The following is a 23,908-nucleotide window of genomic DNA, read 5'->3' as shown; positions in this document are numbered from 1 at the left end:
AGCCGATCATGGCGAAACCAGCCCGCGCATGGGGCATGACAAAGGAAGCGCGCGGCCGGAGCCGCGCGATGGCACGCCTGCGCGCCGCCTCAATCGACCGTGGTCAGATGCTCGATCTTCAGCACGCGGCGCATCAGATGGACCATGCCGTAGGCTGCAAACAGCGAGAAGAGCGCCATCATCGCGTATTCGAACAGCGCGCCGAGCTCGAACAGGCCGGCGAGCGCCCAGCCGGCGGCCAGCGCCACGCCGAAGAGCTCGACGGCGATCAGGATGCCGAGCGAGATCACGATGGTCAGGCTGCGCCAATTGGTGTGCCGTCCGGCCATGCTGTCCTTCCTCCGGCTGCCGCCCTGGCGGCAGCGCTCCTGCGGGCGCCGATGCGCGCCGCCATGCATCCGACGCAACTAGCGGAGCCGGCCGCGCCATGCAACAAAATCGCGGCCCCGCCCATCGGCCTCGACCAGATGGGGCGCTGTTCGGAGATCGCAAGGAACTGATGCTCGATACGCCTGTCTTCGGCTCGGCCGCGGTTGCCGCGCCCCATCGTCTCGCCTCGGAGGCCGGCCGGGCGATCCTGGCCGAGGGCGGCAACGCCGCCGAGGCCATGGTCGCGATGGCGGCGACGATCGCCGTCGTCTACCCGCATATGAACGGCATCGGCGGCGACGGCTTCTGGCTGGTGCACGAACCGGGCGGAAAGATGCACGGCATCGAGGCCTGCGGCCCCGCCGGCTCGCTCGCCACCATCGAACGCTACCGCCGGCAGGGCTATGACGCGATTCCGGCGCGAGGGCCGGAGGCAGCGCTGACCGTCGCCGGCGCGGTCGCCGGCTGGGCGCTGGCGGGCGAACTCGCCAGGGCGCTGGGCGGCCGGATGCCGTTGCGGGAATTGCTGCTGGACGCGATCGCCCATGCCCGCGAAGGCTACGCCATCTCCGCATCCGAATGCCGCAACCAGCCCAACGAGCTGGCGGCGCTGAAGGCGGCGCCGGGCTTCCTTGCCGCCTTCTGGCCAGAGGGAGAGGCGCCCAAGCCCGGAACGCGGCGCAACAACATCGCCTTGGCCGATACGCTGCGGCATCTTGCCGATGCCGGGCTGGACGATTTCTATCGCGGCGATGTCGGCCGGGAGATCGCCGCCGATCTGGAGCGCATCGGGGCGCCGGTGACACGCGGCGACCTCCAGCGCTTCAAGGCCCGCAGCGTCACCCCCCTCTCCCTGTCCCTGCCGGGCCTCACCGCCTTCAACCTGCCGCCGCCGACGCAAGGGCTGGCCTCGCTGCTGATCCTCGGCCTGTTCGAGAAGCTCGGGCCGGCTGCGCTGGACTCGTTCGGCCATCACCACGGGCTGATCGAGGCGACCAAGCGCGCGCTCAGCCTGCGGGACCGGCACGTCACCGATCCGGCCCATGCCGATATCGCCCCGGCCGAGCTGTTGAGCGAAACGGCGCTTGCCCGCGAGGCGGCCCTGATCGACGCCAGGCGCGCCGCGCCCTGGCCGGTGAAGCAGAGCCACGGCGACACCGTCTGGATGGGCGCGATCGACGCCAAGGGATTGGCGGTGTCCTATATCCAGTCGATCTACTGGGAATACGGCTCCGGCTGCGTGCTCCCGGCGACCGGCATCCACTGGCAGAACCGCGGCACCTCCTTCTCGCTCGATCCGGCGGCGGTGAACCCGCTCCAGCCCGGCCGCAAGCCCTTCCACACGTTGAACCCGGCTTTGGCGCGCTTCAGCGACGGCCGCGTCCTCGCCTATGGCTCGATGGGCGGCGACGGCCAGCCGCAATTCCAGGCGCAGATCCTGACCCGCTACCGTCTCGGTCAGAACCTCGCGGAGGCGGTCGACGCGCCGCGCTGGCTCTATGGCCGCCTTTGGGGCTCGGCCTCGACGGCGCTGAAGGTCGAGAACCGCTTCGACCCGGGGCTGCTGGAACGGCTCGACGCCGCCGGCCATCCCGTGGAAGAAGCGAGCGAGGCCTATTCGGAGGGCTTCGGCCATGCCGGCATGCTGGTGAAGCATCCGCGCGGCCATGTCGAAGCGGTCCATGACCCGCGTTCGGACGGGGATTCGAGGGGGATCTGACACGCATGACCTATGACGACCCGTTCCGCTGCTTCGTCCCTTATCCCGACGTCGCGGTGAAGCACGCGCCGGCCGGCCCGCTCGCCGGGCTGACGCTGGCAGTGAAGGACCTGTTCGACGTCAAGGGCTACCCGACCGGGGCAGGCTCGCCGATCGTGCTGGCGCAATCCGGGATCAAGCCGAAGACGGCCCCGGTCGTGAAGGCGCTGCTGGAAGCCGGGGCGCGCTTCGTCGGCAAGACGCATACCGACGAGCTCGCCTTCTCGCTCAACGGCAAGAACGCCCATTTCGGCTCGCCCATCAATCCGGCCGCGCCGGCCCGCATCACCGGCGGCTCCTCCTGCGGCTCGATGGCGGCGGTGGCGGGGCGCCTCGCCGACATCGCGCTCGGCTCGGACACGGGCGGCTCGGTGCGCGCGCCGGCGAGCTATGGCGGCCTCTTCGGCATCCGCCCGACCCATGGCCGGCTCTCGCTGAAGCGCGCCTGGCCTCTGGCCGAAAGCCTCGACACGCCCGGCTGGTTCGCCCGTGACGGCGAGACCTTCGCCCGCGTCGGCCAGGTCCTGCTCGGCAAGGACCGCCTCGAGCTGCCGGAGCAGCCGCGCCTCCTCCTGGCCGACGATCTCTTCGCGCAGGCGGTGCCGGAGGCCGAGACGATCCTGCGCAACGTCGTTCAGCGCGCCATGCCGGGCCTGGGCCAGCCCGAGGTGGTGAAGGTGGTGCGCGACAGCGAGGCGCTCTACTGGGCCTTCCGCTGGATCCAGGGCCGCGAGGCCTGGGCCGCGGACGGAGCGATGATCGAGCGCTTCGCCCCGCCGCTCGGCCCGGGCGTGGCCGAGCGCTTCGCCTTCTCCAAGGCGGTGACCGACGAGGACTATGCCAGGGGCGAGGCGACCCGGAAGACCTTCCGCGCCCGGCTCGCCCGGCTGCTCGGACAGGACGGCGTGCTGATCCTGCCGACCATGCCGGACATCGCGCCGCTGGTCAGCGCGCCGGAGTCGGAGCTCGAGGATTTCCGCAACCGGGCCCTGCGCCTGCTTTGCCTCTCCGGCCTCTCGGGTTTCCCGCAGGTGACGATTCCCGTCGCGCAGCGCGACGGCGCGCCGCTCGGCCTCTCGCTGCTCGGCCCGAAGGGCTCGGACAAGTCGCTGATCGCCTTCGCGCTGGCCTATGAGCGCGCAACGAGGCTGCGGATCGCCTAGATCACAAGGTGAGAGGAGGCCGCCATGAGCGGACATCATCACGACCACGACCATACGCACGACAACCACTACACGCCGATCGAGGCGCGCGTGAAGGCGCTCGAGACGCTGATGGTCGAGAAGGGCTATGTCGATCCCTCGGCGCTGGACGCCATCGTCGAGACCTATGAGACGAAGGTCGGCCCGCGCAACGGGGCCCGCATCGTCGCCAGGGCCTGGACCGACCCGGCCTATGCCGAGCGGCTGAAGGCGGACGGCACCGCCGCCGTGGCCGAGATGGGCTATGGCGGGCGCGGCGGCGAGCACATCGTCGCCTGCTTCAACACGCCGGAGGAGCACAACCTCATCGTCTGCACCCTGTGCTCCTGCTATCCCTGGCCGGTGCTGGGACTGCCGCCGGTCTGGTACAAATCCCCGCCCTACCGGGCCAAGGCGGTGATCGACCCGCGCGGGACCCTGGCCGATTTCGGCGTGAGCCTGCCCGAGGGCCAGCGCATCCGCGTCTGGGATTCCACCGCCGAGACGCGTTTCCTCGTCATCCCGATGCGCCCGGCCGGCACGGAAGGCTGGAGCGAGGAGAAGCTGGCGAGCATTGTCAGCCGCGATTCGATGATCGGCACCGGGCTGCCGCGCATCGAGGACGCCGTGGAGGATGCACGATGAACAGCGCCCACGATCTCGGCGGCCAGATGGGCTTCGGCCCGGTCGTGCCCGAGCCGAACGAGCCGGTTTTCCACGCCGACTGGGAAAAGCGCGTGCTCGCGATCAATGTCGCGGCAGGCGCCATGGGCGCCTGGACCATCGACGAGATCCGCCATCACCGCGAGAGCCTGCCGCCGGCGCAGTATCTCTCCTCCTCCTATTACGAGATCTGGCTCGCCGCCCTGGACAAGGCACTGGTGAAGCACGGCTTCCTGACCTCGGCCGAGCTTCTCTCCGGCACGCCCGCAGCGGAGCGCCGCGAGCCCAAGCGCGTGCTCAAGGGGCAGGAGGTGCCGGCGGTGCTGCGCCGCGGCTTCCCCTATGATCGCGAGGCGAAGGCGCCCGCCCGCTTCGCCGTGGGCGATGCCGTCCGGACCCTCGTCATGCACCCGCAGCACCACACCCGCCTGCCGCGCTATGCCCGCGGAAAGCTCGGCACGATCGAGCACGTCACCGGCTGCCATGTCTTCCCGGACAGCTCGGCCGAGGGCCATCACGACGAGGCGCAATGGCTCTACACCGTGGTCTTCACCGGCAAGGAACTCTGGGGCCGCGACGGCGACCCGACATCGACCGTCAGCATCGAGGCCTGGGAGAGCTATCTTGAGCCGGCTTGAATCCGATCTCGCGGCGGCGCTCGCCGCCGGCACGCCGATCCCGCGCGACGCGGACGGACCGGTCTTCGCCGAGCCCTGGCAGGCGCAGGCCTTCGCCCTGGTCGTCGCGCTGCAGAACCGCGGCGTCTTCACGGCGGAGGAATGGGCGCAGGCGCTGGGCGCCGAAATCCGCGAGGCGCTGGCGGCCGGCGGCTGCCGCGACGGCTCGGACTATTACGAGCGCTGGTGCGAGGCGCTGGAGCATCTGCTGATCGAAAAGGGCCTCGCCTCGCATGAGGGCGTCGACGCGCTCGCCGCCTCCTGGGCCCGCGCCGCCGAGGCGACGCCGCACGGCACGCCGATCCGGCTGGAGAACGACCCGCTGCGCTAGCGCGTCATGGTCGGGCTTGACCCGACCATCTCGTCAACCAGTGCCTTCTCGTGCCGGGAGATTCTCGGGTCTGCGCTTCGCTCCGCCCGAGAATGACGCCCTGTTCAGCTCCCCATCCCGCCGATCCAGAGGCCGAGCGAGAGCGCGACGCCGAGCACGACGATGAACGCCGCCGCCAGCAATTCGAGGCCGGCGAGCAGGCGCACCGCCCGCAGGCTGCCGCTGCTGGCCATCCTGAGCGCCGCGAATTTGAAGAAGACCGCGAACGCCGCCAGTGCCCCGGTGGTGATCGCGGTGCCCAACGCCATCGCCAGGGCCGAGGCGATGCCCGCCCAGTAGAGCCCCTGGGAGGCGGCGAAGACGAGGATGATCAGCGCCCCGGCGCAGGGCCGCAGGCCCGCCGCGAAGACGACGCCGGCCATGTCCCGCCAGTCCCGCAATCGCGAGACGGTTTCGGCATCGGGCAGATGCGCATGATCGCAGGTCGCCGGGTCATGCGCCGCCCCGCTTTGCCCGAGCGCGACGAAGCTGCCGCTCTTGCGCCAGAGCACGGCGAGCCCCACCAGCGCGACCAGCAGGAAGCTGCCCTGCTCGATCAGGCCGGTCGCGACGTTCATCTGCGCCGCCGTCGTCCGGAAGATCAGCGTCGCCACCGAGACGATGCCGATCGCGACCAGCGCCTGCAGGATCGCCGCCGCCGCGCTCAATCCCAGCCCGCGCCACAGGCTGCGGTTGTCGGCGACGATATAGCCCGAGATCACCGCCTTGCCGTGCCCGGGGCCGGCGGCATGGAACACGCCATAGCCGAAGGACAGGCCCAGAAGCCCCCAGATGGCGGCCGGCGACTGCGCGACCGCCTTCAGCGTCGCGGTCAGCTCGCGATAGAAGCTCGACTGCCAGGCGATCAGCACCGCTCCGATGCCGGTGGTCGAGGGCAGGGCCTCGCGCGGCAGCGCCGTCCCGAAGGGATTGCGGGGGGGCGGCGGGGCCGGCGGGCTGTGGAGCGCGATCAGCCAGGCGATGAGGCCGATCGCGCCCGCGACCAGTGCCAGCGCCAGGGCCGCCGTCAGGATGCGCGCGGAAAGCGCTCGTGGTGCCGGCACCGCCGCCGAGGTCAGGGACATGCCACCAGCGCCCGCGTCGTCACCTCGTACCCGCTCATGTCCGGCGTCGCGGTGATATCCTCCTGCGCCAGTTTCTGCGCCACGTCGTCGGCGAGCTTGGGCGGCCGGTTGACGCGCACGATGCAGGCGGCCGGCGCGTCGCGCGTGACCACGGCGTCCGGCGCATCGACGATCTCGAAGGCGACGAAATAGGTCGGGTCGCCGATCTCGATGCCGAAGGAGCGGCTCTTCGCCGGCGGGCTCTTCAGCGGCAGGGTGTAGTTCAGGGTCAGGATCTTGTTGTCGAAGACCAGCCCCGCATCGCTCGGCGTGCCGAACTCCTGCTTGCGACCATTGACCTTGGCGAGGGTGAAGAACCCGACATCCGGCAGCGAATCCATGTTCACCTTGGCGAGGTCGGCGAGTTCGTCCGGTGTCAGCTTGCCGTCGCCATTCTTGTCGAGCCCCTGGGTGATATAGGCCGAATACGCCTCGTCGAAGCTCCAATGGTGACGGATCGCCTTCACTGCGCCATCGGGGCCGAACAGGATTTCGGCCTTGGCCTTCACCCAGACATGCGGATGGGCCAGCGCCGGGCCGGCCAGGGCGAGAACGAGCAGCGCCGAGAGCAGGATGCGTCCCGTCAAGAAACATGTCCTCCGCAGGGCCGGGCAGGAATGACGTCACCCGAGCACACGTGACCACACGAGCCATCGCCGCGAATCGGGGCCAAATCGCGGCGTTCATCTCGCGTCATTGCGCCTCTCGGGGCAAGCCGCGGCGCGATTGACCGGGCACCGGCCGCCGTGACAGCCTGACAGGCGATGATCCACCCTGCCCCTCGCCTTCTTCCGGAGACGCTGAGCCCGTGATCGCTGCCGACGAGTTGCGCTCGATCGCCGCATGGTCGCGCGACCTCGCGGAAGAGGAATTCGAGGAGGCGCGCCGCGGCGTCTCGCTGAAGAGCTACGGCAAGGGCGCCTCGATCTGCCATGTCGGCGACCGCCTGGAATCCTGGACCGGGGTCGCCGAGGGGCTGGTCAAGATGGCGACGACGTCGAAGACCGGCAAATCCGCCACCCTCGCCGGCATGCGGGCCGGCGCCTGGTTCGGCGAAGGCACGGTGATCAAGGCCGAGCCGCGTCGCTACGAACTCGTCGCGCTGCGCGAGACGCGCCTGGCCCTGATGCGGCGCTCGACCTTCATGTGGCTGTTCGAGCATTCGGCGGCGTTCAACCGCTTCCTCGTCCACCAGTTCAACGAGCGGCTGGCCCAGTTCATCGCCCTGGCCGAGACCGAGCGCACGCTGGATTCGACGGGGCGGCTGGCGCGCAATCTCGCCTGGCTGTTCAACCCGATCCTCTATCCCGACCTCGGCCGCACGCTGGCGATCTCGCAGGAGGAACTGGGCATGCTGGCGGGGATCTCGCGGCAGGTCGCCAATCAGGGACTGGCCCGGCTGGCGGAAAAGGGCCTGATCGAACTCGGCCATGGCGAGATCACCATCCGCGACCTCGACCGCCTCGCCGCCTATGGCGGCTGATCATTGCGACTGACGAGATGCAGGTGCCCGGCCATTTCCGGGGGAGGCCAAGCAACAGAATCTCGATTTTCTGCTGCGACACACAATTCTGCAAGACGATAGTCGCCGAAAGACGAATTGTCTGTCAAGCGCACCCTTGCAAAGCTGGGTGTGGCCTGCGAGCCTCATATCAGAACAAGGCCGCAAAGGCCGAGAGCGAAGCCGCCGCAATGCACGGTGGCTCGACAGGGAGAACGCGATCGTGGCGAGCGGCATCGAAGGCCGGGCGGACACCTTTCCGAAATTGCTGATGCGCAATGCGCGGGACCGCGCCGGGCGCATCGCCTTTCGGCACAAGGACCTCGGCATCTGGCAGTCCTGGAACTGGGCTGAGGTGGCCGAGCAGGTGCGCGGCTTCGCGCAGGGCCTGAAGCAGCTCGGTTTGAAGCGCGGCGAGAAGGTCGCCATCGTCGGCTACAACCGGCCGCGGCTCTATTGGTCGATGTGCGCGGCACAATGGCTCGGCGCCGTCCCGGTGCCGGTCTATGCCGACAGCGTCGCCGACGAGATGGCCTATGTGCTGGACCATGCCGAGGCCGCCTTCGCCGTGGTGCAGGACCAGGAGCAGGTCGACAAGATCCTCTCCATCACCGACCGGCTGCCGCATCTGCGCCAGATGCTCTATGACGAGCCGCGCGGCCTGCGCGACTACGACCATGCCACGCTCCATGCGATCGAGAGCGTGATCGCGGACGGCGCTGGCGCCCTGCGGGAGCAGGCCGCAGCGGAGGTGCTCGACCGGGAGATGGCGGCCGGCCAGGGCTCCGATCTCGGCATCATCCTCTACACCTCGGGCACGACCGGGCGGCCCAAGGGCGTGATGCTCAGCCACACCAACGTCATCGTCGCGGCCGAGATCGGCTGCAGCTTCGACGGGCTGAGCGAGACCGACGAGGTCATCGCCTATCTGCCGATCGCCTGGGTCGGCGACCATGTCTTCTCCTATGCGCAGGCGATGCTGGCGGGCTTCTGCGTCAACTGCCCGGAAAGCCCCGAGACGGTGATCGACGATCGCCGCGAGGTCGGCACCACCTATGCCTTCGCCCCGCCCCGCGTCTTCGAGACGATGCTGACCCTGACCATGGTGCGCATGGAGGATGCCGGCGCGCTGAAGCGCCGGATGTTCCACTATTTCCTCGACGTGGCGAAGCGCTATGGCGAGCAGATCCTCAACGGCGAGAGCGTGCCGCTGAAGGGCCGGCTCCTCTACAAGCTCGGCGATCTCCTGGTCTATGGCCCCCTGCGCAACCGCTTCGGCCTGACCAACATCAAGGTCGGCTACACGGCGGGCGAGGCGATCGGCCCCGAGCTCTTCCGCTTCTATCGCTCGATCGGCGTCAACCTGAAGCAGCTCTACGGCCAGACCGAAGCCGGCGTCTACATCACCATGCAGCCCAATGGCGAGATCAAGGCCGACACGGTCGGCAGGCCCGCGCCGCTGGTCGAGATCCGCATCGACGACAATGGCGAGGTGCTCTACCGCTCGCCCTCGATCTTCGGCGGCTATTACAAGGACCCGGAGAAGACCGCCGAGACGATGACGGCGGACGGCTTCGTCCGCTCCGGCGATGCCGGCTTCTTCGACGAGGGCGGCCACCTCAAGATCATCGACCGCGCCAAGGATGTCGGCAAGCTCGCCGGCGGCGAGCTGTTCCCGCCGAAATATCTCGAGAACAAGCTGAAATTCTATCCCAACATCAAGGAGGCGGTCGCCTTCGGCCAGGGCCGCGACTACGCCACCGTCGCGATCAACATCGACCTCACGGCAGTCGGAAACTGGGCCGAACGCAACAACGTCGTCTACGCCTCCTATCAGGAGCTCGCCGGCCACGACCTCGTCTACGACATGATCGCCAGGCACGTCGACGAGGTGAACCGCTCGCTCGCCGCCGAGCCGATGATGGGCGGCGCGCAGATCCAGCGCTTCCTCATCCTGCATAAGGAGCTCGACGCGGACGATGGCGAACTGACCCGCACCCAGAAGGTCCGCCGCGGCTTCATCGCCGAGCGCTACGCCCCGCTGGTCGCGGCGCTCTATGACGGCTCCCGGATCGCCGACATCTCGACAGAAGTGACCTTCGAGGACGGGCGCAAGGGCGTGATCTCGGCCCGCGTCAAGGTGCGCGACGCCAGGACCTATCCCGTCACCACCGAGGGAGCGCCGGCGCCGGCGAGGGCGGCATGAATGCGGAGCCGATGACCATGACCGGCACTCCCATCCGCGACACAGGCGAGGTCCTGCTGTCGGTGGAGGCGATCTCCCTGCGATTCGGCGGCGTGAAGGCGATCAGTGACGTCTCCTTCGACATCCGCAAGGGCGAGATCCGCGCCATCATCGGCCCCAACGGTGCCGGCAAGACCTCGATGCTGAACTGCATCAACGGCTTCTACCAGCCGCAGGAGGGCCGCATCGTCTTCAAGGGCGAGCGCCGCGCCAAGATGCGCCCGCACCGCGCCGCGGCCGGCGGCATCGCCCGCACCTTCCAGAACGTCGCGCTGTTCAAGGGCATGTCGACGCTCGACAACATCATGACCGGCCGCACGCTCAAGATGAAGAAGGGCTTCTTCTGGCAGGCGCTGCGCCATGGGCCCGCCATGCAGGAGGAGATCGCGCATCGCCGCGTGGTCGAGGACATCATCGACTTCCTGCAGATCGAGCACATCCGCAAGCTGCCGGTCGGCAAGCTGCCCTACGGCCTGCAGAAGCGCGTGGAGCTGGGCCGGGCGCTGGCGATGGAGCCCGAGCTGCTGCTGCTCGACGAGCCGATGGCCGGCATGAACCTCGAGGAGAAGGAGGACATGTGCCGCTTCATCCTCGACGTGAACCAGCAGTTCGGCACGACAATCGCGCTGATCGAGCACGATATGGGCGTGGTGATGGACCTCTCCGACCGCGTCGTCGTCCTCGAATACGGCCGCAAGATCGCCGACGGCACGCCCGACGAGGTCAAGGCGAACCAGGCTGTGATCGACGCCTATCTTGGCGTGGCGCACTGAGGAGATGGCCCGATGAGCGACATCGCCACCCGTCCCGCGCCGAGCCTGCTGGCTAGCCCTATGGTCAGGTTCGGCCTGATCCTCGTCGCCATCCTGCTGGCGATCGCGATCGGCGTCCGGCTCGACCCGACCAACACCCTCTACGCCATCTTCGTCGACCCGTTCCAGCAGATGGTCCAGGCGCCGGACCTTCTGGCCCAGACGGTCTGGGAAGGGCTCGTCTCCGGCGTGCTCTACGCCCTGATCGCGCTCGGCTTCGTGCTGATCTTCAAGGCCTCGGGCGTGTTCAACTTCGCCCAGGGCATCATGGTCGTGTTCGCGGCGCTGACACTGGTCGGGCTCTACGAGAAGGGCGTTCCGGCCTTCCTCGCGGTCATCATCACGCTTGGCGTCATGTTCGCGCTGGCGGTGACCATCGAGCGGGTCGTGCTGCGCCCGCTGGTCAACCAGCCCGACATCATCCTGTTCATGGCGACCTTCGGGATCACCTATTTCCTCATCGGCTTCGGCGAGGCGCTGTTCGGCGGCAACCCCAAGCAGATGATCGCCGACCAGCTCTGGCTGCCGCGCGGCGCCATTGACCTGAAAATCCTCGGCGGGCTGGTGACGCTGCAGAAGATCGACATCGCCGCGGCGGTCATCGCCTCGCTGATGATCCTGCTTCTGGCGCTGTTCTTCCAGTACACCCGCATCGGAAGGGCCCTGCGCGCAGTCGCCGACAGCCACAAGGCGGCGCTCTCGGTCGGCATCTCGCTGAACCAGATCTGGGTCATCGTCTGGTTCACCGCCGGCATCGTCGCACTGATCACCGGCATCATGTGGGGCGCCCGCTCCGACGTCTCCTTCGCGCTGGAGATCGTCGCGCTGAAGGCGCTGCCCGTGCTGATCCTGGGCGGCTTCACCTCGATCCCCGGCGCCATCGTCGGCGGCCTCATCATCGGCATCGGCGAGAAGATCGGCGAATTCTACTGGGGTCCGCTGGTGGGTGGCGGCATCGAGAGCTGGCTGGCCTATTTCATCGCGCTCGCCTTCCTGCTGTTCCGGCCGCAGGGCCTGTTCGGCGACAAGATCATCGAGCGGATTTGAAGATGGGCAGTCGGCAATCGGCACTGGGCAATAGGAAAGCGCGGCTACGACTGCCGACTGCCGATTGCCGACTGCCCAGAGGAGCGTAGCGACGATGTTCTACCGCGAGGCCGGCCAGTACAAATCCACCTATGCCAGCGACATGGCGGTCTTCCCGCTGCGGGAGGACAGGATCGGCATCGCCGTCATCCTCGCGGTCGCCTTCGTCGCCATCCCCTTCTTCGGGAGCGACTTCTTCATCGCCTCGGTGATGATCCCCTTCCTCGTGTTTTCGCTGGCGGCGATCGGGCTCAACATCCTCACCGGCTATACCGGGCTGATCTCGCTCGGCACCGCCGCCTTCATGGGGGTCGGCGCCTATGGCTGCTACAAGCTCACCACGCTGTTCCCGGGCGTGAACATCATCGTGCTGATCCTGCTGTCCGGCCTGTTCTCGGCCGGCATCGGCGTGCTCTTCGGCCTGCCCTCGCTGCGCATCAAGGGGTTCTATCTGGCGGTCGCGACGCTCGCCGCGCAGTTCTTCCTGCAATGGTGCTTCGTGCGCGTGCCCTGGCTGTTCAACTACAACGCCTCGGGCTCGATCGAGGTGCCGCAGCGCACGCTGTTCGATATTCCCCTGACGGGCGCCTCCGCCTCCCCCGAAACGCGCTATTTCGTCTGCCTCGGCATCGTGGTGACGCTGACCTGGTTCGCCTCGAACCTGGTGCACGGCAAGCTCGGCCGCTCCTGGATGGCGGTGCGCGACATGGACATCGCCGCGGAGCTGATGGGCATCAAGCTGCTCAACGCCAAGCTGATGGCCTTCGCCGTCTCCTCCTATTTTGCCGGTGTCGCCGGCGCGATGATGATCTTCCTCTGGTATGGCGGCGGCGAGGCTGCGGACGTGTTCTCGATCCGCCTCTCCTTCAACATCCTGTTCATGGTCATCATCGGCGGACTTGGCTCGCTGCTCGGCTCCTTCTTCGGCGCGGCCTTCCTCTCCATCCTGCCCACCGCGCTGAAATTCGGCCTGCCGGCGCTCGGCGTGCCGATCGGCGGCGCCACCGCCGAGCATGTCACCTTCATGCTGGTCGGCGCGCTGATCATCATCTTCCTGATCGCGGAGCCGCACGGCCTCGCCCGGCTCTGGCAGATCGGGAAGCAGAAATTGCGGACGTGGCCGTTCCCCTATTGAGCGGCCCCGATCCGACGAACGACCGGCGACGACGAAGCGCCGGCGGACAACGGCACCGGAGCGGCAACAGCCGCCCGGCGAGGAAACGAAGGCAAGGCACCCTGGGAGGGTCATGATGAAGACGACGACGCTGATGAAGGGCACCGCGCTGGCGGCCCTGCTGTCCTCCGCCGCGATGGCCCCGGCCATGGCGCAGGACAGCGTCTATTTCGCCAACAACGCCTATCGCACCGGGCCCTTCTCGGGCTCCGGCATCCCGATCGGCGACGGCATGCGCGACTACATCACGATGATCAACGAGCGCGACGGCGGCGTGAACGGCGTCAAGATCGTCTATGAGGAATGCGAGACCGGCTACGACACCAAGAAGTCGATCGAGTGCTACGAGCAGGCCAAGGCGAAGAACACCATCGTCTATTCGCCCTGGTCGACCGGCGCGACGCTCGCCGCCATCCCGCGCGCCCATGTCGACAAGATCCCGATCCTGTCGATGGCCTATGGCCTCTCGGCTTCGGCCGACGGCACCAGCTTCCCGTGGGTCTTCATTCCGCCGCTGACCTATTGGGACGGCGCCTCGCTGATGGTGAAGCACATGGCGGCCGAGCTCGGCGGCATGGACAAGCTCAAGGGCAAGAAGCTTGGGCTGATCCATCTCGACGCGCCCTTCGGCAAGGAGCCGATCCCGGTGCTCGAGAACCTCGCCAAGAAATACGGCTTCGAGCTGAAGCTCTACCCTGTCGCGGCGGCCGACATGCAGAACCAGGGCTCGCTCTGGCTCTCGATCCGCCGCGACCGGCCAGACTACCTCTACAACCAGGGCTGGGGGGCGATGAACCCGACCGCGGTCAAGGAGGCGGTCAAGAACAACTTCCCGATCAACAAGCTGGTCGGCGTCTGGTGGGCGGGCGGCGACGACGATGCGCGCGCCGGCGGAGCCGAGGCAAAGGGCTACAGGTCGCTGAACTTCAACGCGGCCGGCCAGAACTTCCCCGTGATCCAGGACATCATCAAGCATGTCGTGGACAAGGGTAAGAGCACGGCGCCGAAAGAGAAGGTCGGCGAGAACCTCTACAACCGCGGCGTCTACAACTCGATGCTCGTCGTCGAGGCGATGCGCACCGCCCAGAAAATCACCGGCAAGAAGGTCATCAACGCGGAGGACATGCGCCGCGGGCTGGAGAGCCTCAATGTCGATGAGGCGCGCCTGAAGGAAATCGGCATGGCCAACTTCGCCTCCCCGGTGAAGATCACCTGTGCCGACCATTCCGGCCATCACAAGGCCTATGTCGCCGAATGGGACGGCACGAAGTGGACGCAGAAGGGCGACTGGATCGAGCCGATGAAGGACGAGGTGCGCCCGCTGATCGAGGCCAACGCCAAGGACTACACCGAGAAGGCCGGCAACTGGCCGAAGCGGACCGAGCCCTGCGAGAAATCGTCCTGAGTTAGGGACAGCAGGCAGTCGGCGACCGGCAGTCGGTTCTGCGGCTGCCGGCCGCCACTGCCTGCTGCCGACTGCCCACTGCCGGGGAACCGCCATGTCCACCGCCACCCTCGAAAAGCCAGCCGCGACGGCGCCTGCCGCCGACACCATCCTCGCCCTCAACAACATCGAGGTGATCTACGATCACGTCGTGCTGGTGCTGAAGGGCGTCTCGCTGACCGTGCCGCGCAAGGGCATCGTCGCGATCCTCGGCGCCAACGGCGCCGGCAAGACGACGACGCTGAAGGCTATATCGAACCTGCTCAAGGCCGAGCGCGGCGAGGTCACCAAGGGCTCGATCGTCTTTGATGGCGAGCGCGTCGACAGGATGTCGCCGAGCGAGCTGGTGCGGCGCGGCTGCATCCAGGTGATGGAGGGCCGCCATTGCTTCGGCCATCTCTCGATCGAGGAGAATCTGCTGACCGGCGCCTTCACCCGCCGCGACGGCAATGCCGCGATCAAGCGCGACCTCGAGAAGATCTACGAGACCTTCCCGCGCCTGAAGCAGCGGCGCAGCTCGCAGGCCGGCTACACCTCCGGCGGCGAGCAGCAGATGTGCGCCATCGGCCGCGCCATGATGTCGAAGCCCAAGATGATCCTGCTCGACGAGCCCTCCATGGGCCTCGCCCCCCAGATCGTCGAGGAGATCTTCGAGATAGTCCGCCGCCTCAATGCCGAGGACGGGGTCTCCTTCCTCGTCGCCGAGCAGAACACCAACATGGCGCTGCGCTACGCCACCTATGGCTACATCATGGAGACCGGCCGCGTCGTGATGGACGGGGAGGCCGCGATGCTGCGCGAGAACGAGGACGTGAAGGAATTCTACCTCGGCGTGGCCGAGGGCAACAAGAAGTCCTTCCGCGAGGTCAAGAGCTACAAGCGCCGCAAGAGATGGCTGTCGTGAGGACAGACGACGCTCCTCGACGCCGTCATCCCGGACAAGCCGCAAAGCGGCGCCGATCCGGGATCCATGCCGGAGCATGGCCGTTTAAGGCTCAGGCATGGATCCCCGGTCTCCGCTTCGCTTTGCCCGGAATGACCCCAATTTCAGTTCAGCAGGAGCGGTCCGGATGACCGAGCATCACGACGCTCTCGAGACCCGCGCGCCCGACGCTCGCGAGGCCGATCTCTTCGCCAGGCTGCCCCGGCTCCTCGCCGCAGCGATGCAGGCCCCGGCCTATGCCGAGCGCCTCGCCGGCATCGACCCGGCCGCGATCACCGACCGCAACGCGCTCTCGACCCTGCCGATCCTGCGCAAGGCCGATCTGCCGGCACTGCAGAAGGCCGCCTTGCCCTTCGGCGGGCTCGTCCCCGCCGCGCCCGGCTCCTTCGGCCGTCTCTTCACCTCGCCCGGCCCGATCTTCGAGCCGGAAGGCGCAGGCTCGGACGCCTGGGCGGCCGCTCGCGGCCTCTTCGCCGCCGGCTTCCGTCCGGGCGACATCGTGCTCAACACGTTGAGCTATCACCTGACGCCGGGCGGTTTCATCATGGACTCCGCCGCCCGCGCGCTCGGCTGCGCCGTGATCCCGGCGGGGCCGGGCAATACCGAGCAGCAGCTCGAGGTGATCGCCGCCTACCGGCCGACGACTTACGCCGGCACGCCGGATTTCCTGAAGATCCTGATCGAGGCGGCCGAGACGCGCGGCGTCGACATCACCTCGATCAGACGGGCGGCGGTGTCCGGCGCCGCCTTCCCGCCCTCGCTCCAGGCCTGGGTCCGGGGGCGCGGCATCGATGCCTACCAGCTCTATGCCACCGCCGATCTCGGCGTCATCGCCTATGAGACGCCGGCGCGCGAGGGGATGGTCCTGAACGAGAACCTCATCGTCGAGATCGTCCGCCCCGGCACGGGCGATCCCGTGCCGGAAGGCGAGGTCGGCGAGGTCGTCGTCACCAATCTCGATCCGCACCACCCCCAGATCCGCCTCGCCGTCGGCGACCTCACCGCCGTCCTGCCGGGCACGAGCGCCTGCGGCCGCACGAACACCCGCATCAGGGGCTGGCTGGGCCGGGCCGACCAGACGGCCAAGATCAAGGGCATGTTCGTGCGCCCCGAGCAGGTCGCCGAAATCGCCAGGCGCCATGCCGAGATCGCCAAGCTCAGGCTCGTGGTCGGACGCGCCGACGAGACCGACACGATGACGCTGAAGGCCGAGATCTATGCCGAGCCGACGGGGCTGATCGATGCCCTCTCATCGACCCTGCAGCAGGTCACCAAGCTCAAGGGCCGCGTCGAGGTTCTGCCGCTGGGCGCCCTGCCGAACGATGGCAAGGTCATCGCCGACGAACGGCCGGTGGGCTGAGCAGCTCCTTCCGCAATAGGCGCGGGAGCCCCTCACCAGGCGATCGCTTTCTCCCCCTGCCCCTCCAGCCACGCATTCGCACGGCTGAACGGCCGCGACCCAAAGAACCCCCGCCGCGCCGATAGCGGCGATGGATGGGCACTGGCAATGACCAGATGCTTCGCCTCGTCGATTAGCCCGCGCTTGGCCTGAGCGGGGGCGCCCCAGAGCAGGAAGACCACATGCGGGCGCTGCCGCGAGACTGCGGCGATGATCTCGTCCGTGACCTCCCGCCACCCGATGGCGAGATGCGAGCCGGCCTTGCTCGCCCCCTCCCGCACGGTCAGCGCGGTGTTGAGCAGCAGCACGCCGTCCCGCGCCCAGCGCGTCAGGTCGCCGTCGGAAGGCGGCGTGGCCCCGAGATCCTCGCCCCACTCCTTGTAGATGTTGACCAGCGAGCGCGGCAGCGGCGTCGGCCCGACATAGGAGAAGGCGAGGCCGTTGGCGTGGCCGGGCGTCGGATAGGGGTCCTGCCCCAGGATGACAACCCGCACGCTCTCAAGCGGCGTGAGCGACAGCGCGGCGAAGACGCGCTCGGGCGAAGGCGCCACGACATGGCCGGCGGCACGCTCGGCGTCGACGGCGGCGCAGGCCCGCGCCGCCGCGCCGCCGGGCGCAAAGGCCGGAAGCGCGTGCCAGCCCGCAGAATCCCCGCTCGCCAGAAAGGCCGCGAGCGCCGTCGTGCAGCTCACTTCAGGACCGCCCGCCCCTCGACCTTGGCATCGACCGTGCCGAGCCGGCGCAGATAGACCATGACTTCATTCGCCATCAGCTTGCCGTCGGTCGCTCCGATCAGCGTCTTGCCGCGGCCGAGCGCGGTGTAGCCGTCGCCGCCCTCCAGCATGAAGTTGTTGGTCGCGACGGTGTATTTCGCCGCCGGATCGATCGGCTTGCCGGCAACGGTGATCGAGATGATGCGCGAGCCCGGCGGCTGCTTGATGTCCGCCTCGAAGGTGAGGCCGGAGACGACGGGGAACCTGCCCGAACCCTGGGGCGCGGGCGACAGACCGTTCTCCAGCGCGTCCTTCACATCCTTGCCGGTGATCTCGACCATCGAGGTCGCATTGCCGAAGGGCAGCTCGCTGAGGATATCGCGGCGGGTCAGCATCGCGCCCGCCGGATACTGCTTGTTGGCGCGGATGCCGCCGGCATTGCTGATCGCGAGTTGGGCGCCGGTGGCATCGCGGATCGCGTCGGCGATCAGGTTGCCGATCGCGGTCTCCTGCGTGCGGATCACGCCCGTGCGCGAATCGAGCGGGGCGGCGAGCTTGGCGACATCGACATCGAGCTCCTTCGTCAGCTCGGACTCGTAGCCCTTCACGATCGCCGCCACCTCCGGGTCCGGCGTCGCCGAACGGGAATCGTTGACCCGGAAGGTCGGCGTCCAGGCGACCTGCCGGGCCGCGCCCTCGCCCTTCACCGAAACGGCGATGTCGATCGCGGTGACGTAATTGCCCTCCTCGTTCGACTCCACCATCACCACCTTGCCATCATAGGCGATGGCGAGGTCGTGGTCGTGCCCGGTCAGGACGATGTCGACGACGCGCGAGCGCACGATCTCGTAATCCATCGCCCGGTCGGCATGGACGACCGCGACGAGGATGTCGGCGCCTTGTCCCTTCAGCGCCTTGGCCTCGCGCTTGAGCGCCTCCATGGTCGAGGAGAATTTCAGGTCGCCCGAATGCGAGATCTGCGGCGTCGGGTCATAGGCCGTACCGATGACGCCGACCTTGATGCCGCCGAGCTCGAAGATGCGGCTGTCCTCATGGCCGGGCAGCTTCTCGCCCTTCGCATCGCGCAGATTGGCGGCGAAGGTCGGATAGGTCTGCGCCGCGACGAGCTTGAGATAGTTCTCCTTGCCGAAGTCGAACTCGTGGTTCCCGGGCACGAAGACGTCGAGCCCCATCTTGTTCTGCATGGCGACGATATGCGCGCCCTGGTCGAAGCCCGACATCAGCGAGGGCGAGTAGCAGTCGCCGGCATGGCAGAACAGCAGCGGGACGCCCCTCGCCCGCTCCGCCTTGGCGATGCCGGCCGCGCGCGCGAAGCCGCCGCGGCCCTTGTCGTCGCTCATCTTGTAGATGTCGTTGACGAGCAGCAGGGTGAAGGCCGGCGCGGGCTGCTGGGCCTGCGCGACGGGGGAGGTCGCGGCGAGCGTGGCCGGCGCCGCCAGGACGCCGAGGGCCTTGCGGCGGGTGAGCTTGGTCATGGCGGAAGCCCCGATCCTGAGAACCGCTCCAGACTAGCAAGACTTGCGCCCCTCGCGCCAGAGCGCGGCCGTGCCTGACGCCATTGTCGCACCGCAGTGGCATTCGGTCCTTGAGGCTGGACGAAACCGCGAACTCGTCTAAATCAGCCTGCAAGGAGAGCCCGCCGATGACCGTCGATATCGCCACGCTCGCGAAACCCGCCTCGCTTCCGCCGGACCATCCGAAGATCCGGCACGGTCGCATCGGCGTGCTGCTGATGAATCTCGGCACGCCCGAGGGCACGAGCTATTGGCCGATGCGCGCCTATCTCAAGGAGTTCCTCTCCGACAAGCGCGTCATCGAGGAGCCCCGCTGGAAGTGGTGGCCGATCCTCAACCTCATCATCCTCTCGGTGCGGCCGAGCCGGAAAGGCAAGGACTACGCCTCCATCTGGAACAACGAGCGCAACGAGGGGCCGCTCAAGACCATCACGCGGTCGCAGGCCGAGCAGGTGGCCGAGCGGCTGAAGCCGCTCGCCGGCGACCGCGTCGTCGTCGACTGGGCGATGCGCTATGGCTTTCCCGATACCAGGAGCCGGATCCAGGCCCTGCTCGAGCAGGGCTGCGACCGCATCCTCCTGGTGCCGCTCTATCCCCAATACGCCGCCGCGACCTCGGCGACGGCCTGCGACCAGGCCTTTCGCGCGCTGATGCAGATGCGCTGGCAGCCGGCCGTCCGCGTCGCCGCGCCCTATTACGAGGACCCGGCCTATATCGGCGCGCTCGCCCGCTCGATGCGCGCCTCGCTGGCCAAGCTCGACTTCGACCCGGAGGTGATCCTCTGCTCCTTCCACGGCATGCCGAAGGAGTATCTGCTGAAGGGCGACCCTTATTACTGCCAATGCGCCAAGACCTGGCGTCTGCTGCGCGAGGAACTCGGCTTCTCGCCCGAGCGGTTCCCGCTGACCTTCCAGTCCCGCTTCGGGCCGGATGAATGGCTCCAGCCCTATACCGACAAATCGGTGGAGGCGCTGGCGAAGGCGGGCAGGAAGTCGATGGCGATCGTGGCGCCGGGCTTCTCGGCCGACTGCCTGGAGACGCTGGAGGAACTCGACGGCGAGAACCGCGAGATCTTCCTGCACAATGGCGGCGAGAAATTCGCCTATCTGCCTTGCCTCAACGCGTCCACCGAAGGCATCGATGCGATCACGGCCGTCGTCGAGCGCGAGTTGATGGGCTGGCTCTGAGCCGGGCTCCGATCCGTTCCGCCCGCCCATGAAAAAGGCTGCCAGATAAGCAAAAGCCCCCGAAACGGGGGCTTTTGAGCCTTTGCGTTAGGCAGCGCGGAAATCGCGCCGATGTTAGGCAACTCTCGGGGGCAGGAGATTGCGCCTTCAGCGCGTTCCCGCGAACTGGCTGGCATAGGCTGCCGGCGAGGAATCGAGGCGGCTGGTCCTGAGGTTCGTCGCGCGGCGGGGCGGCAGCGGCGCCGTCACATTGGACGGCGTACCCGGAACCTGCACCGCGACATCCGCGACCGGCGCGGCGCTCTGCGTCGCATCCGGCGCCGAGCCGCCGAAGAAGGGCACGAAGCCGAGTGTCCGCTGCAGCAGCGTCTTGTCCTGGACCGGGGCCGATCCCGCGCTGGCCAGCGCCGGGCCGGGCTCGGCATTTCCGGGCTGGACGCGGGCGAGCTGCGTCATGGCCGGAGTCGCGACCGGCTTCGTCGCAGGCTTCGCAGCCTCCGCCTTCACAGGCTCGGTCTTGGCAGTCTCCGGCTTGGCGGCCTCTTCGACCGGCGCCGCGGAAACGGCCGCCAGGATGGCGTTCTCGTCGGCGGAGGCGGCACGCACGGTCGCCTTCGCCCGGCCCTTGTCGTCGAGCACCACGACCCGGGGTCCCGAGGCGAGCGCGTCCTCCCGGCTGATGCCGACATCGCGCGAGGCCCAGGAGGCGGTGCGGTTCAGGGCCTCGGCGCCGCCCGCGGCCAGCGCGCGCTTGAACGAGGGGTGCTGGTCGCCATCGTCATAGACCAGCCGGATCGCCGGCGTGCCCTTGGCGACGAGCGCGGCGATCCGCGAGGCGTCCTGATGCTCCTTCTGAGCCACCTCGGCCGGCTCGCTGCCGCCGTTGAAGACATAGCGGCTGCCGGCCACCGACACGGCCGGTTCGTCGCGCGTGACCTCGAAATAGTCCGAGCCCTGCTTCAGGTTCTTCCAGAAGGCGATGTTGGGGTCGAGCCGGTGCTGCGCCAGGTTCTCCGGCGTCATCCGGAAGGGCAAGGCCTGCATCTGCACGGCCCGCTGGCCGGCGTTCTGCGCCTCGCGCACCAGGGCATAGATCTCGCCGATCTGGTCGTCCGTCATCGAGTAGCAGCCGGCCGAGGAGCAGGCGCCATGCACCATCAGATGCGCCCCGGTGCGGCCCAGGGAGCGGTCATAGACGTTGGGATAGCCCATGTTGAACGAGACGTAATACGAGGAGTTCGGGTTCATCTGCGCCGGAGTGATGGCGTAGAAGCCCTCCGGCGCCATGCGGTCGCCCTCGCGCACCTTCGGGCCGAGCTGGCCCGACCAGCGGCACATCGGAAAGGTCTTCAGCAGCGCGTAGCGGCCATCGGCCTTGCGCTTCCAGACCTCCAGCTCCGACTCCTTCTTGTAGGAGCGGATCAGGACCGGCTGGTCCTTGTTCATGCCCTTCTCGGACATCAGCGCGTAGGTCGCGCTCGGAATCGGGATGTTGTGCCGCGAGGCGCCGCGGGAGCGCTGCTCCTCGCAGGCGCCCAGGGTCAGCGCAACCAAAGCCAGGATTGCGAGTTGCTTCAATGCCACGTCGTCATTCCCATCGAACGGCAGGCCGGGTGCGCGACCTGTGACTTCGCAAGACGGCCGAATTGTGCCGGTCGTCCGGTTTAGAAGCGTTAGCCTTGACAGTCCCTTACCATGGCCGTGCCGAGTCTGGCCATATGGTCAATGAACGATGAACAAAGGGGCGGTCACGCACCTTCTGCCGTCAGATATGGCGGCCGATGGCGAGGAACTTCTCAGCCCGCTTTTCTACCAGCGACGGCGCATCGAGATTCGCCAATTCCCCGAGCGAGGCTTCGATGGCATCGCCGGCGCGGCCCAGGGCCAGCCCGTGGTCGCGATGGGCGCCGCCCACCGGCTCGGAGACGATCCTGTCGATGACGCCGAATTTCAGCAGGTCCTGGGCAGTGATCTTCATGCCCGTCGCGGCGTCCTGGGCCCTGGCGGTGTCGCGCCACAGGATCGAGGCCGCGCCCTCCGGCGAGATCACCGAATAGATCGCGTGCTCCATCATCAGCACCCGGCTTGCGGCCGCGATCGCGATCGCCCCGCCGGAGCCGCCCTCGCCGATGACCAGCGCGACACTCGGCGTCGGCAGGCCGAGCCAGGCCTCGGTCGAGCGCGCGATCGCCTCGGCCTGGCCGCGCTCCTCGGCATCGATGCCCGGATAGGCGCCGGCGGTGTCGACGAAGCTCAGCACCGGCAGGCCGAAGCGGCCGGCGAGCTCCGCCAGCCGCACCGCCTTGCGATAGCCTTCGGGCCGCGGCATGCCGAAATTGTGCCGGATGCGCGTCTCGGTCGAGTCGCCCTTCTCCTGGCCGATCACGCAGACCGGCTGGCCGCGGAAGCGGCCGAAGCCGCCGACGATCGCCTCGTCCTCGCCGAAGGCGCGGTCGCCGGCCAGCGGCGTGAACTCGGCGATCAGCGCGGCGCAGTAATCCTTGAAATGCGGCCTCTGCGGATGGCGGGCCACCAGCGTCTTCTGCCAGGGCGTCAGCGCCGCATAGATCTCCTTCAGCGACTGGCTCGCCTTGGCGTCGAGCTTGCCGATCTCCTCGGACAACGAGATGCCGTCGCCGCGCGCCTCGAGCGCCCGCAGTTCGTCCGCCTTCGCCTCGAGCTCGGCGACCGGTTTCTCGAAATCCAGATAGCTACGCATCGTGATCCAGTTCAGCTTCCGCGCCGTGACGGCAGGCGGATCGGTGGTTTCTCAGGAAACCCGGCATGAAAAGCGGCGGACCTTGGCCGCGCCCGCACGCGCTTGTCAACCCGTGAGAGGGGGGTCGTCGGGCTTCGAAAGACGCGGCGTCGGCGCGGACTGCGGCAGCAGCACCGGGCGCAGCGCGAAACTGCGCCGCGTCGCGCGCAGCGGTGCGCGCCGGTAGAACTGCTTGGTCGCGTCGATGACGTGGACGCCCGCGAAGGGCAGCGAGAGCGTGGCGCCGACCTGCTCCCACACGGGTGCCGAGCGCATCAGCAGCCGCCGGTGCAGCGGCGGCACGTAGAGGACCTCGGTCCAGTGCTCGGGCGAGAACTCCGCCGCGCGCATCAGGGCGCTGAGCTGGCGGCGGCTGAAGGGGCGGCCCTGACCGAAGGGCGTCCCGTCCATCCGGGCCCACAGGCCGCGCCGGTTCGGGACCACCAGGATCATCCGGCCGCCCGGGTTCAGCACGCGCGAGACCTCTTCCAGCAGATCGTCGGGGCTTTCCGTCTCCTCCAGCGCGTGGACGAGGACGGCGCGGTCGATCGAGGCGGTCGGCAGCGGCAGCAGCGTCGGCTCGACGAGGGCGGAGGCGGAGAGGCCGGGCGAGGGCCAGTTCACCACGCCCTGCGCCGCCGGCATGAAGGCGATGCTGCGCTCGGCCTCCATGCCGAGCACCGACAGATAAGGCGTCGAGAAGCCGAGGCCGAGCACGCGCTGGCGGGCGCAGTCGGGCCAGAAGCGGAGCATCGCCTGGCCGATGAAGCGGCGCGCGACATGCCCGAGCGGACTGGCGTAGAAGCTGCGCAGGTCGACGACGTCGAGGGACATGAGCCTGAGATGGCCGGTGCGGCTGCGGATGGCAAGGGCGCGAATGCTGCGGCGGGCGGTGGCGGGCGGGGAACCGATGCCCCCGTGCCGGCTTGATCGCGGGCCACGCTTGGCTCATTCAGGAGCCGCGAGCC

General features: G+C 68.2%; 22 protein-coding genes. 14 read left to right on the top strand and 8 right to left on the bottom strand.

What is annotated here, in order from left to right:
* Nucleotides 1–89 precede the first annotated feature (89 nt).
* On the bottom strand, nucleotides 90–329 hold the full coding sequence (locus BW981_RS14515; protein ID WP_076440555.1) for a hypothetical protein: 240 nt from the start codon (nucleotides 327–329) through the stop codon (nucleotides 90–92).
* 170 nt (nucleotides 330–499) lie between these two features.
* On the opposite strand from BW981_RS14515, the gene BW981_RS14510 reads away from it, so the two are divergent.
* From BW981_RS14510 to BW981_RS14490, 5 genes are read left to right on the top strand one after another with little or no spacing between them, the layout of a single operon-like run.
* A complete protein-coding gene (locus tag BW981_RS14510; protein WP_076440413.1) occupies nucleotides 500–2,089 on the top strand; it encodes a gamma-glutamyltransferase family protein in 1,590 nt (529 codons plus the stop codon).
* Nucleotides 2,090–2,094: 5 nt separating this feature from the next.
* Nucleotides 2,095–3,291 (top strand): amidase, encoded by a 1,197-nt coding sequence (locus tag BW981_RS14505; protein ID WP_076440411.1) that lies wholly within the window; start codon nucleotides 2,095–2,097, stop codon nucleotides 3,289–3,291.
* A gap of 24 nt (nucleotides 3,292–3,315) precedes the next feature.
* Nucleotides 3,316–3,954, top strand: coding sequence for a nitrile hydratase subunit alpha (nthA, locus tag BW981_RS14500; protein ID WP_076440409.1), 639 nt, complete (start codon nucleotides 3,316–3,318; stop codon nucleotides 3,952–3,954).
* Nucleotides 3,951–4,610, top strand: a complete 660-nt coding sequence (nthB, locus tag BW981_RS14495; protein ID WP_076440407.1) for a nitrile hydratase subunit beta — start codon at nucleotides 3,951–3,953, stop codon at nucleotides 4,608–4,610. Before nthA ends, nthB begins: the two co-directional genes overlap by 4 nt.
* Entirely contained in the window at nucleotides 4,597–4,980 is a 384-nt protein-coding gene (locus BW981_RS14490; protein ID WP_076440405.1) for a nitrile hydratase accessory protein, read from the top strand. The genes nthB and BW981_RS14490 overlap by 14 nt, the downstream gene beginning before the upstream one ends.
* A 104-nt stretch (nucleotides 4,981–5,084) precedes the next feature.
* On the opposite strand, the gene BW981_RS14485 is transcribed toward BW981_RS14490, so the two are convergent.
* Together BW981_RS14485 and BW981_RS14480 are read right to left on the bottom strand one after the other, a co-directional pair.
* Entirely contained in the window at nucleotides 5,085–6,104 is a 1,020-nt protein-coding gene (locus tag BW981_RS14485) for a nickel/cobalt transporter (protein ID WP_076440403.1), read from the bottom strand.
* The gene (locus BW981_RS14480; protein ID WP_175624137.1) at nucleotides 6,095–6,730 is read right to left on the bottom strand and encodes a DUF1007 family protein; all 636 of its coding nucleotides are present in this window, start codon (nucleotides 6,728–6,730) and stop codon (nucleotides 6,095–6,097) included. Before BW981_RS14480 ends, BW981_RS14485 begins: the two co-directional genes overlap by 10 nt.
* A 221-nt stretch (nucleotides 6,731–6,951) precedes the next feature.
* On the opposite strand from BW981_RS14480, the gene BW981_RS14475 reads away from it, so the two are divergent.
* The 8 genes from BW981_RS14475 to BW981_RS14440 all read left to right on the top strand — a co-directional run bounded on the left by BW981_RS14475 (nucleotide 6,952) and on the right by BW981_RS14440 (nucleotide 16,708).
* A complete protein-coding gene (locus BW981_RS14475) occupies nucleotides 6,952–7,626 on the top strand; it encodes a Crp/Fnr family transcriptional regulator (protein ID WP_076440399.1) in 675 nt (224 codons plus the stop codon).
* Nucleotides 7,627–7,915: 289 nt separating this feature from the next.
* Nucleotides 7,916–9,850 (top strand): AMP-dependent synthetase/ligase, encoded by a 1,935-nt coding sequence (locus BW981_RS14470; protein WP_076440553.1) that lies wholly within the window; start codon nucleotides 7,916–7,918, stop codon nucleotides 9,848–9,850.
* 17 nt (nucleotides 9,851–9,867) lie between these two features.
* A complete protein-coding gene (locus tag BW981_RS14465) occupies nucleotides 9,868–10,662 on the top strand; it encodes an ABC transporter ATP-binding protein (RefSeq protein ID WP_244560335.1) in 795 nt (264 codons plus the stop codon).
* 171 nt (nucleotides 10,663–10,833) lie between these two features.
* Entirely contained in the window at nucleotides 10,834–11,748 is a 915-nt protein-coding gene (locus BW981_RS14460) for a branched-chain amino acid ABC transporter permease (RefSeq protein ID WP_076440552.1), read from the top strand.
* 94 nt (nucleotides 11,749–11,842) lie between these two features.
* Nucleotides 11,843–12,922, top strand: coding sequence for a branched-chain amino acid ABC transporter permease (locus BW981_RS14455; RefSeq protein WP_076440395.1), 1,080 nt, complete (start codon nucleotides 11,843–11,845; stop codon nucleotides 12,920–12,922).
* A 112-nt stretch (nucleotides 12,923–13,034) separates the two neighbouring features.
* A complete protein-coding gene (locus tag BW981_RS14450) occupies nucleotides 13,035–14,366 on the top strand; it encodes an ABC transporter substrate-binding protein (protein ID WP_348521408.1) in 1,332 nt (443 codons plus the stop codon).
* Nucleotides 14,367–14,460: 94 nt separating this feature from the next.
* Nucleotides 14,461–15,309 carry an ABC transporter ATP-binding protein gene (locus BW981_RS14445; RefSeq protein ID WP_076440393.1) on the top strand — a complete coding sequence of 283 codons (849 nt, stop codon included), beginning with the start codon at nucleotides 14,461–14,463 and terminating at the stop codon, nucleotides 15,307–15,309.
* 166 nt (nucleotides 15,310–15,475) lie between these two features.
* Nucleotides 15,476–16,708, top strand: coding sequence for a phenylacetate--CoA ligase family protein (locus BW981_RS14440; protein ID WP_076440391.1), 1,233 nt, complete (start codon nucleotides 15,476–15,478; stop codon nucleotides 16,706–16,708).
* 32 nt (nucleotides 16,709–16,740) lie between these two features.
* On the opposite strand, the gene ung is transcribed toward BW981_RS14440, so the two are convergent.
* Together ung and BW981_RS14430 are read right to left on the bottom strand one after the other, a co-directional pair.
* Nucleotides 16,741–17,439, bottom strand: a complete 699-nt coding sequence (ung, locus tag BW981_RS14435; RefSeq protein WP_076440389.1) for a uracil-DNA glycosylase — start codon at nucleotides 17,437–17,439, stop codon at nucleotides 16,741–16,743.
* The gene (locus BW981_RS14430; RefSeq protein ID WP_076440387.1) at nucleotides 17,436–18,956 is read right to left on the bottom strand and encodes a bifunctional metallophosphatase/5'-nucleotidase; all 1,521 of its coding nucleotides are present in this window, start codon (nucleotides 18,954–18,956) and stop codon (nucleotides 17,436–17,438) included. The genes ung and BW981_RS14430 overlap by 4 nt, the downstream gene beginning before the upstream one ends.
* Before the next feature lie 167 nt (nucleotides 18,957–19,123).
* Between BW981_RS14430 and hemH the strand changes: the two genes are divergently transcribed.
* Nucleotides 19,124–20,182, top strand: coding sequence for a ferrochelatase (gene hemH / locus BW981_RS14425; protein WP_076440385.1), 1,059 nt, complete (start codon nucleotides 19,124–19,126; stop codon nucleotides 20,180–20,182).
* Between the two features lie 147 nt (nucleotides 20,183–20,329).
* On the opposite strand, the gene BW981_RS14420 is transcribed toward hemH, so the two are convergent.
* The 3 genes from BW981_RS14420 to BW981_RS14410 all read right to left on the bottom strand — a co-directional run bounded on the left by BW981_RS14420 (nucleotide 20,330) and on the right by BW981_RS14410 (nucleotide 23,774).
* Nucleotides 20,330–21,766, bottom strand: coding sequence for a hypothetical protein (locus BW981_RS14420; protein WP_139333770.1), 1,437 nt, complete (start codon nucleotides 21,764–21,766; stop codon nucleotides 20,330–20,332).
* Between the two features lie 181 nt (nucleotides 21,767–21,947).
* The gene (locus tag BW981_RS14415) at nucleotides 21,948–22,901 is read right to left on the bottom strand and encodes an acetyl-CoA carboxylase carboxyltransferase subunit alpha (protein ID WP_076440381.1); all 954 of its coding nucleotides are present in this window, start codon (nucleotides 22,899–22,901) and stop codon (nucleotides 21,948–21,950) included.
* Nucleotides 22,902–23,006: 105 nt separating this feature from the next.
* The gene (locus BW981_RS14410; protein WP_076440379.1) at nucleotides 23,007–23,774 is read right to left on the bottom strand and encodes a class I SAM-dependent methyltransferase; all 768 of its coding nucleotides are present in this window, start codon (nucleotides 23,772–23,774) and stop codon (nucleotides 23,007–23,009) included.
* Nucleotides 23,775–23,908 lie beyond the last annotated feature (134 nt).

This window comes from Allobosea sp. TND4EK4, from assembly GCF_900156025.1.
Taxonomy (GTDB): domain Bacteria; phylum Pseudomonadota; class Alphaproteobacteria; order Rhizobiales; family Beijerinckiaceae; genus Allobosea.
The sequence above is the reverse complement of the archived record's forward strand: the minus strand, read 5'-3'. Positions and strand labels throughout refer to the sequence as shown.

Coding starts and splice junctions, on each gene's coding strand:
- BW981_RS14430 (WP_076440387.1), bottom strand. CDS start 18,956: ATGACCAAGCTCACCCGCCGCAAGGCCCTCGGCGTCCTGGCGGCGCCG.
- BW981_RS14505 (WP_076440411.1), top strand. CDS start 2,095: ATGACCTATGACGACCCGTTCCGCTGCTTCGTCCCTTATCCCGACGTC.
- BW981_RS14450 (WP_348521408.1), top strand. CDS start 13,035: ATGATGAAGACGACGACGCTGATGAAGGGCACCGCGCTGGCGGCCCTG.
- BW981_RS14415 (WP_076440381.1), bottom strand. CDS start 22,901: ATGCGTAGCTATCTGGATTTCGAGAAACCGGTCGCCGAGCTCGAGGCG.
- nthA (WP_076440409.1), top strand. CDS start 3,316: ATGAGCGGACATCATCACGACCACGACCATACGCACGACAACCACTAC.
- BW981_RS14510 (WP_076440413.1), top strand. CDS start 500: ATGCTCGATACGCCTGTCTTCGGCTCGGCCGCGGTTGCCGCGCCCCAT.
- BW981_RS14465 (WP_244560335.1), top strand. CDS start 9,868: ATGACCGGCACTCCCATCCGCGACACAGGCGAGGTCCTGCTGTCGGTG.
- hemH (WP_076440385.1), top strand. CDS start 19,124: ATGACCGTCGATATCGCCACGCTCGCGAAACCCGCCTCGCTTCCGCCG.
- BW981_RS14410 (WP_076440379.1), bottom strand. CDS start 23,774: ATGTCCCTCGACGTCGTCGACCTGCGCAGCTTCTACGCCAGTCCGCTC.
- BW981_RS14455 (WP_076440395.1), top strand. CDS start 11,843: ATGTTCTACCGCGAGGCCGGCCAGTACAAATCCACCTATGCCAGCGAC.
- BW981_RS14515 (WP_076440555.1), bottom strand. CDS start 329: ATGGCCGGACGGCACACCAATTGGCGCAGCCTGACCATCGTGATCTCG.
- BW981_RS14470 (WP_076440553.1), top strand. CDS start 7,916: ATGCGCAATGCGCGGGACCGCGCCGGGCGCATCGCCTTTCGGCACAAG.
- BW981_RS14485 (WP_076440403.1), bottom strand. CDS start 6,104: ATGTCCCTGACCTCGGCGGCGGTGCCGGCACCACGAGCGCTTTCCGCG.
- BW981_RS14445 (WP_076440393.1), top strand. CDS start 14,461: ATGTCCACCGCCACCCTCGAAAAGCCAGCCGCGACGGCGCCTGCCGCC.
- nthB (WP_076440407.1), top strand. CDS start 3,951: ATGAACAGCGCCCACGATCTCGGCGGCCAGATGGGCTTCGGCCCGGTC.
- BW981_RS14460 (WP_076440552.1), top strand. CDS start 10,834: ATGGTCCAGGCGCCGGACCTTCTGGCCCAGACGGTCTGGGAAGGGCTC.
- BW981_RS14440 (WP_076440391.1), top strand. CDS start 15,476: ATGACCGAGCATCACGACGCTCTCGAGACCCGCGCGCCCGACGCTCGC.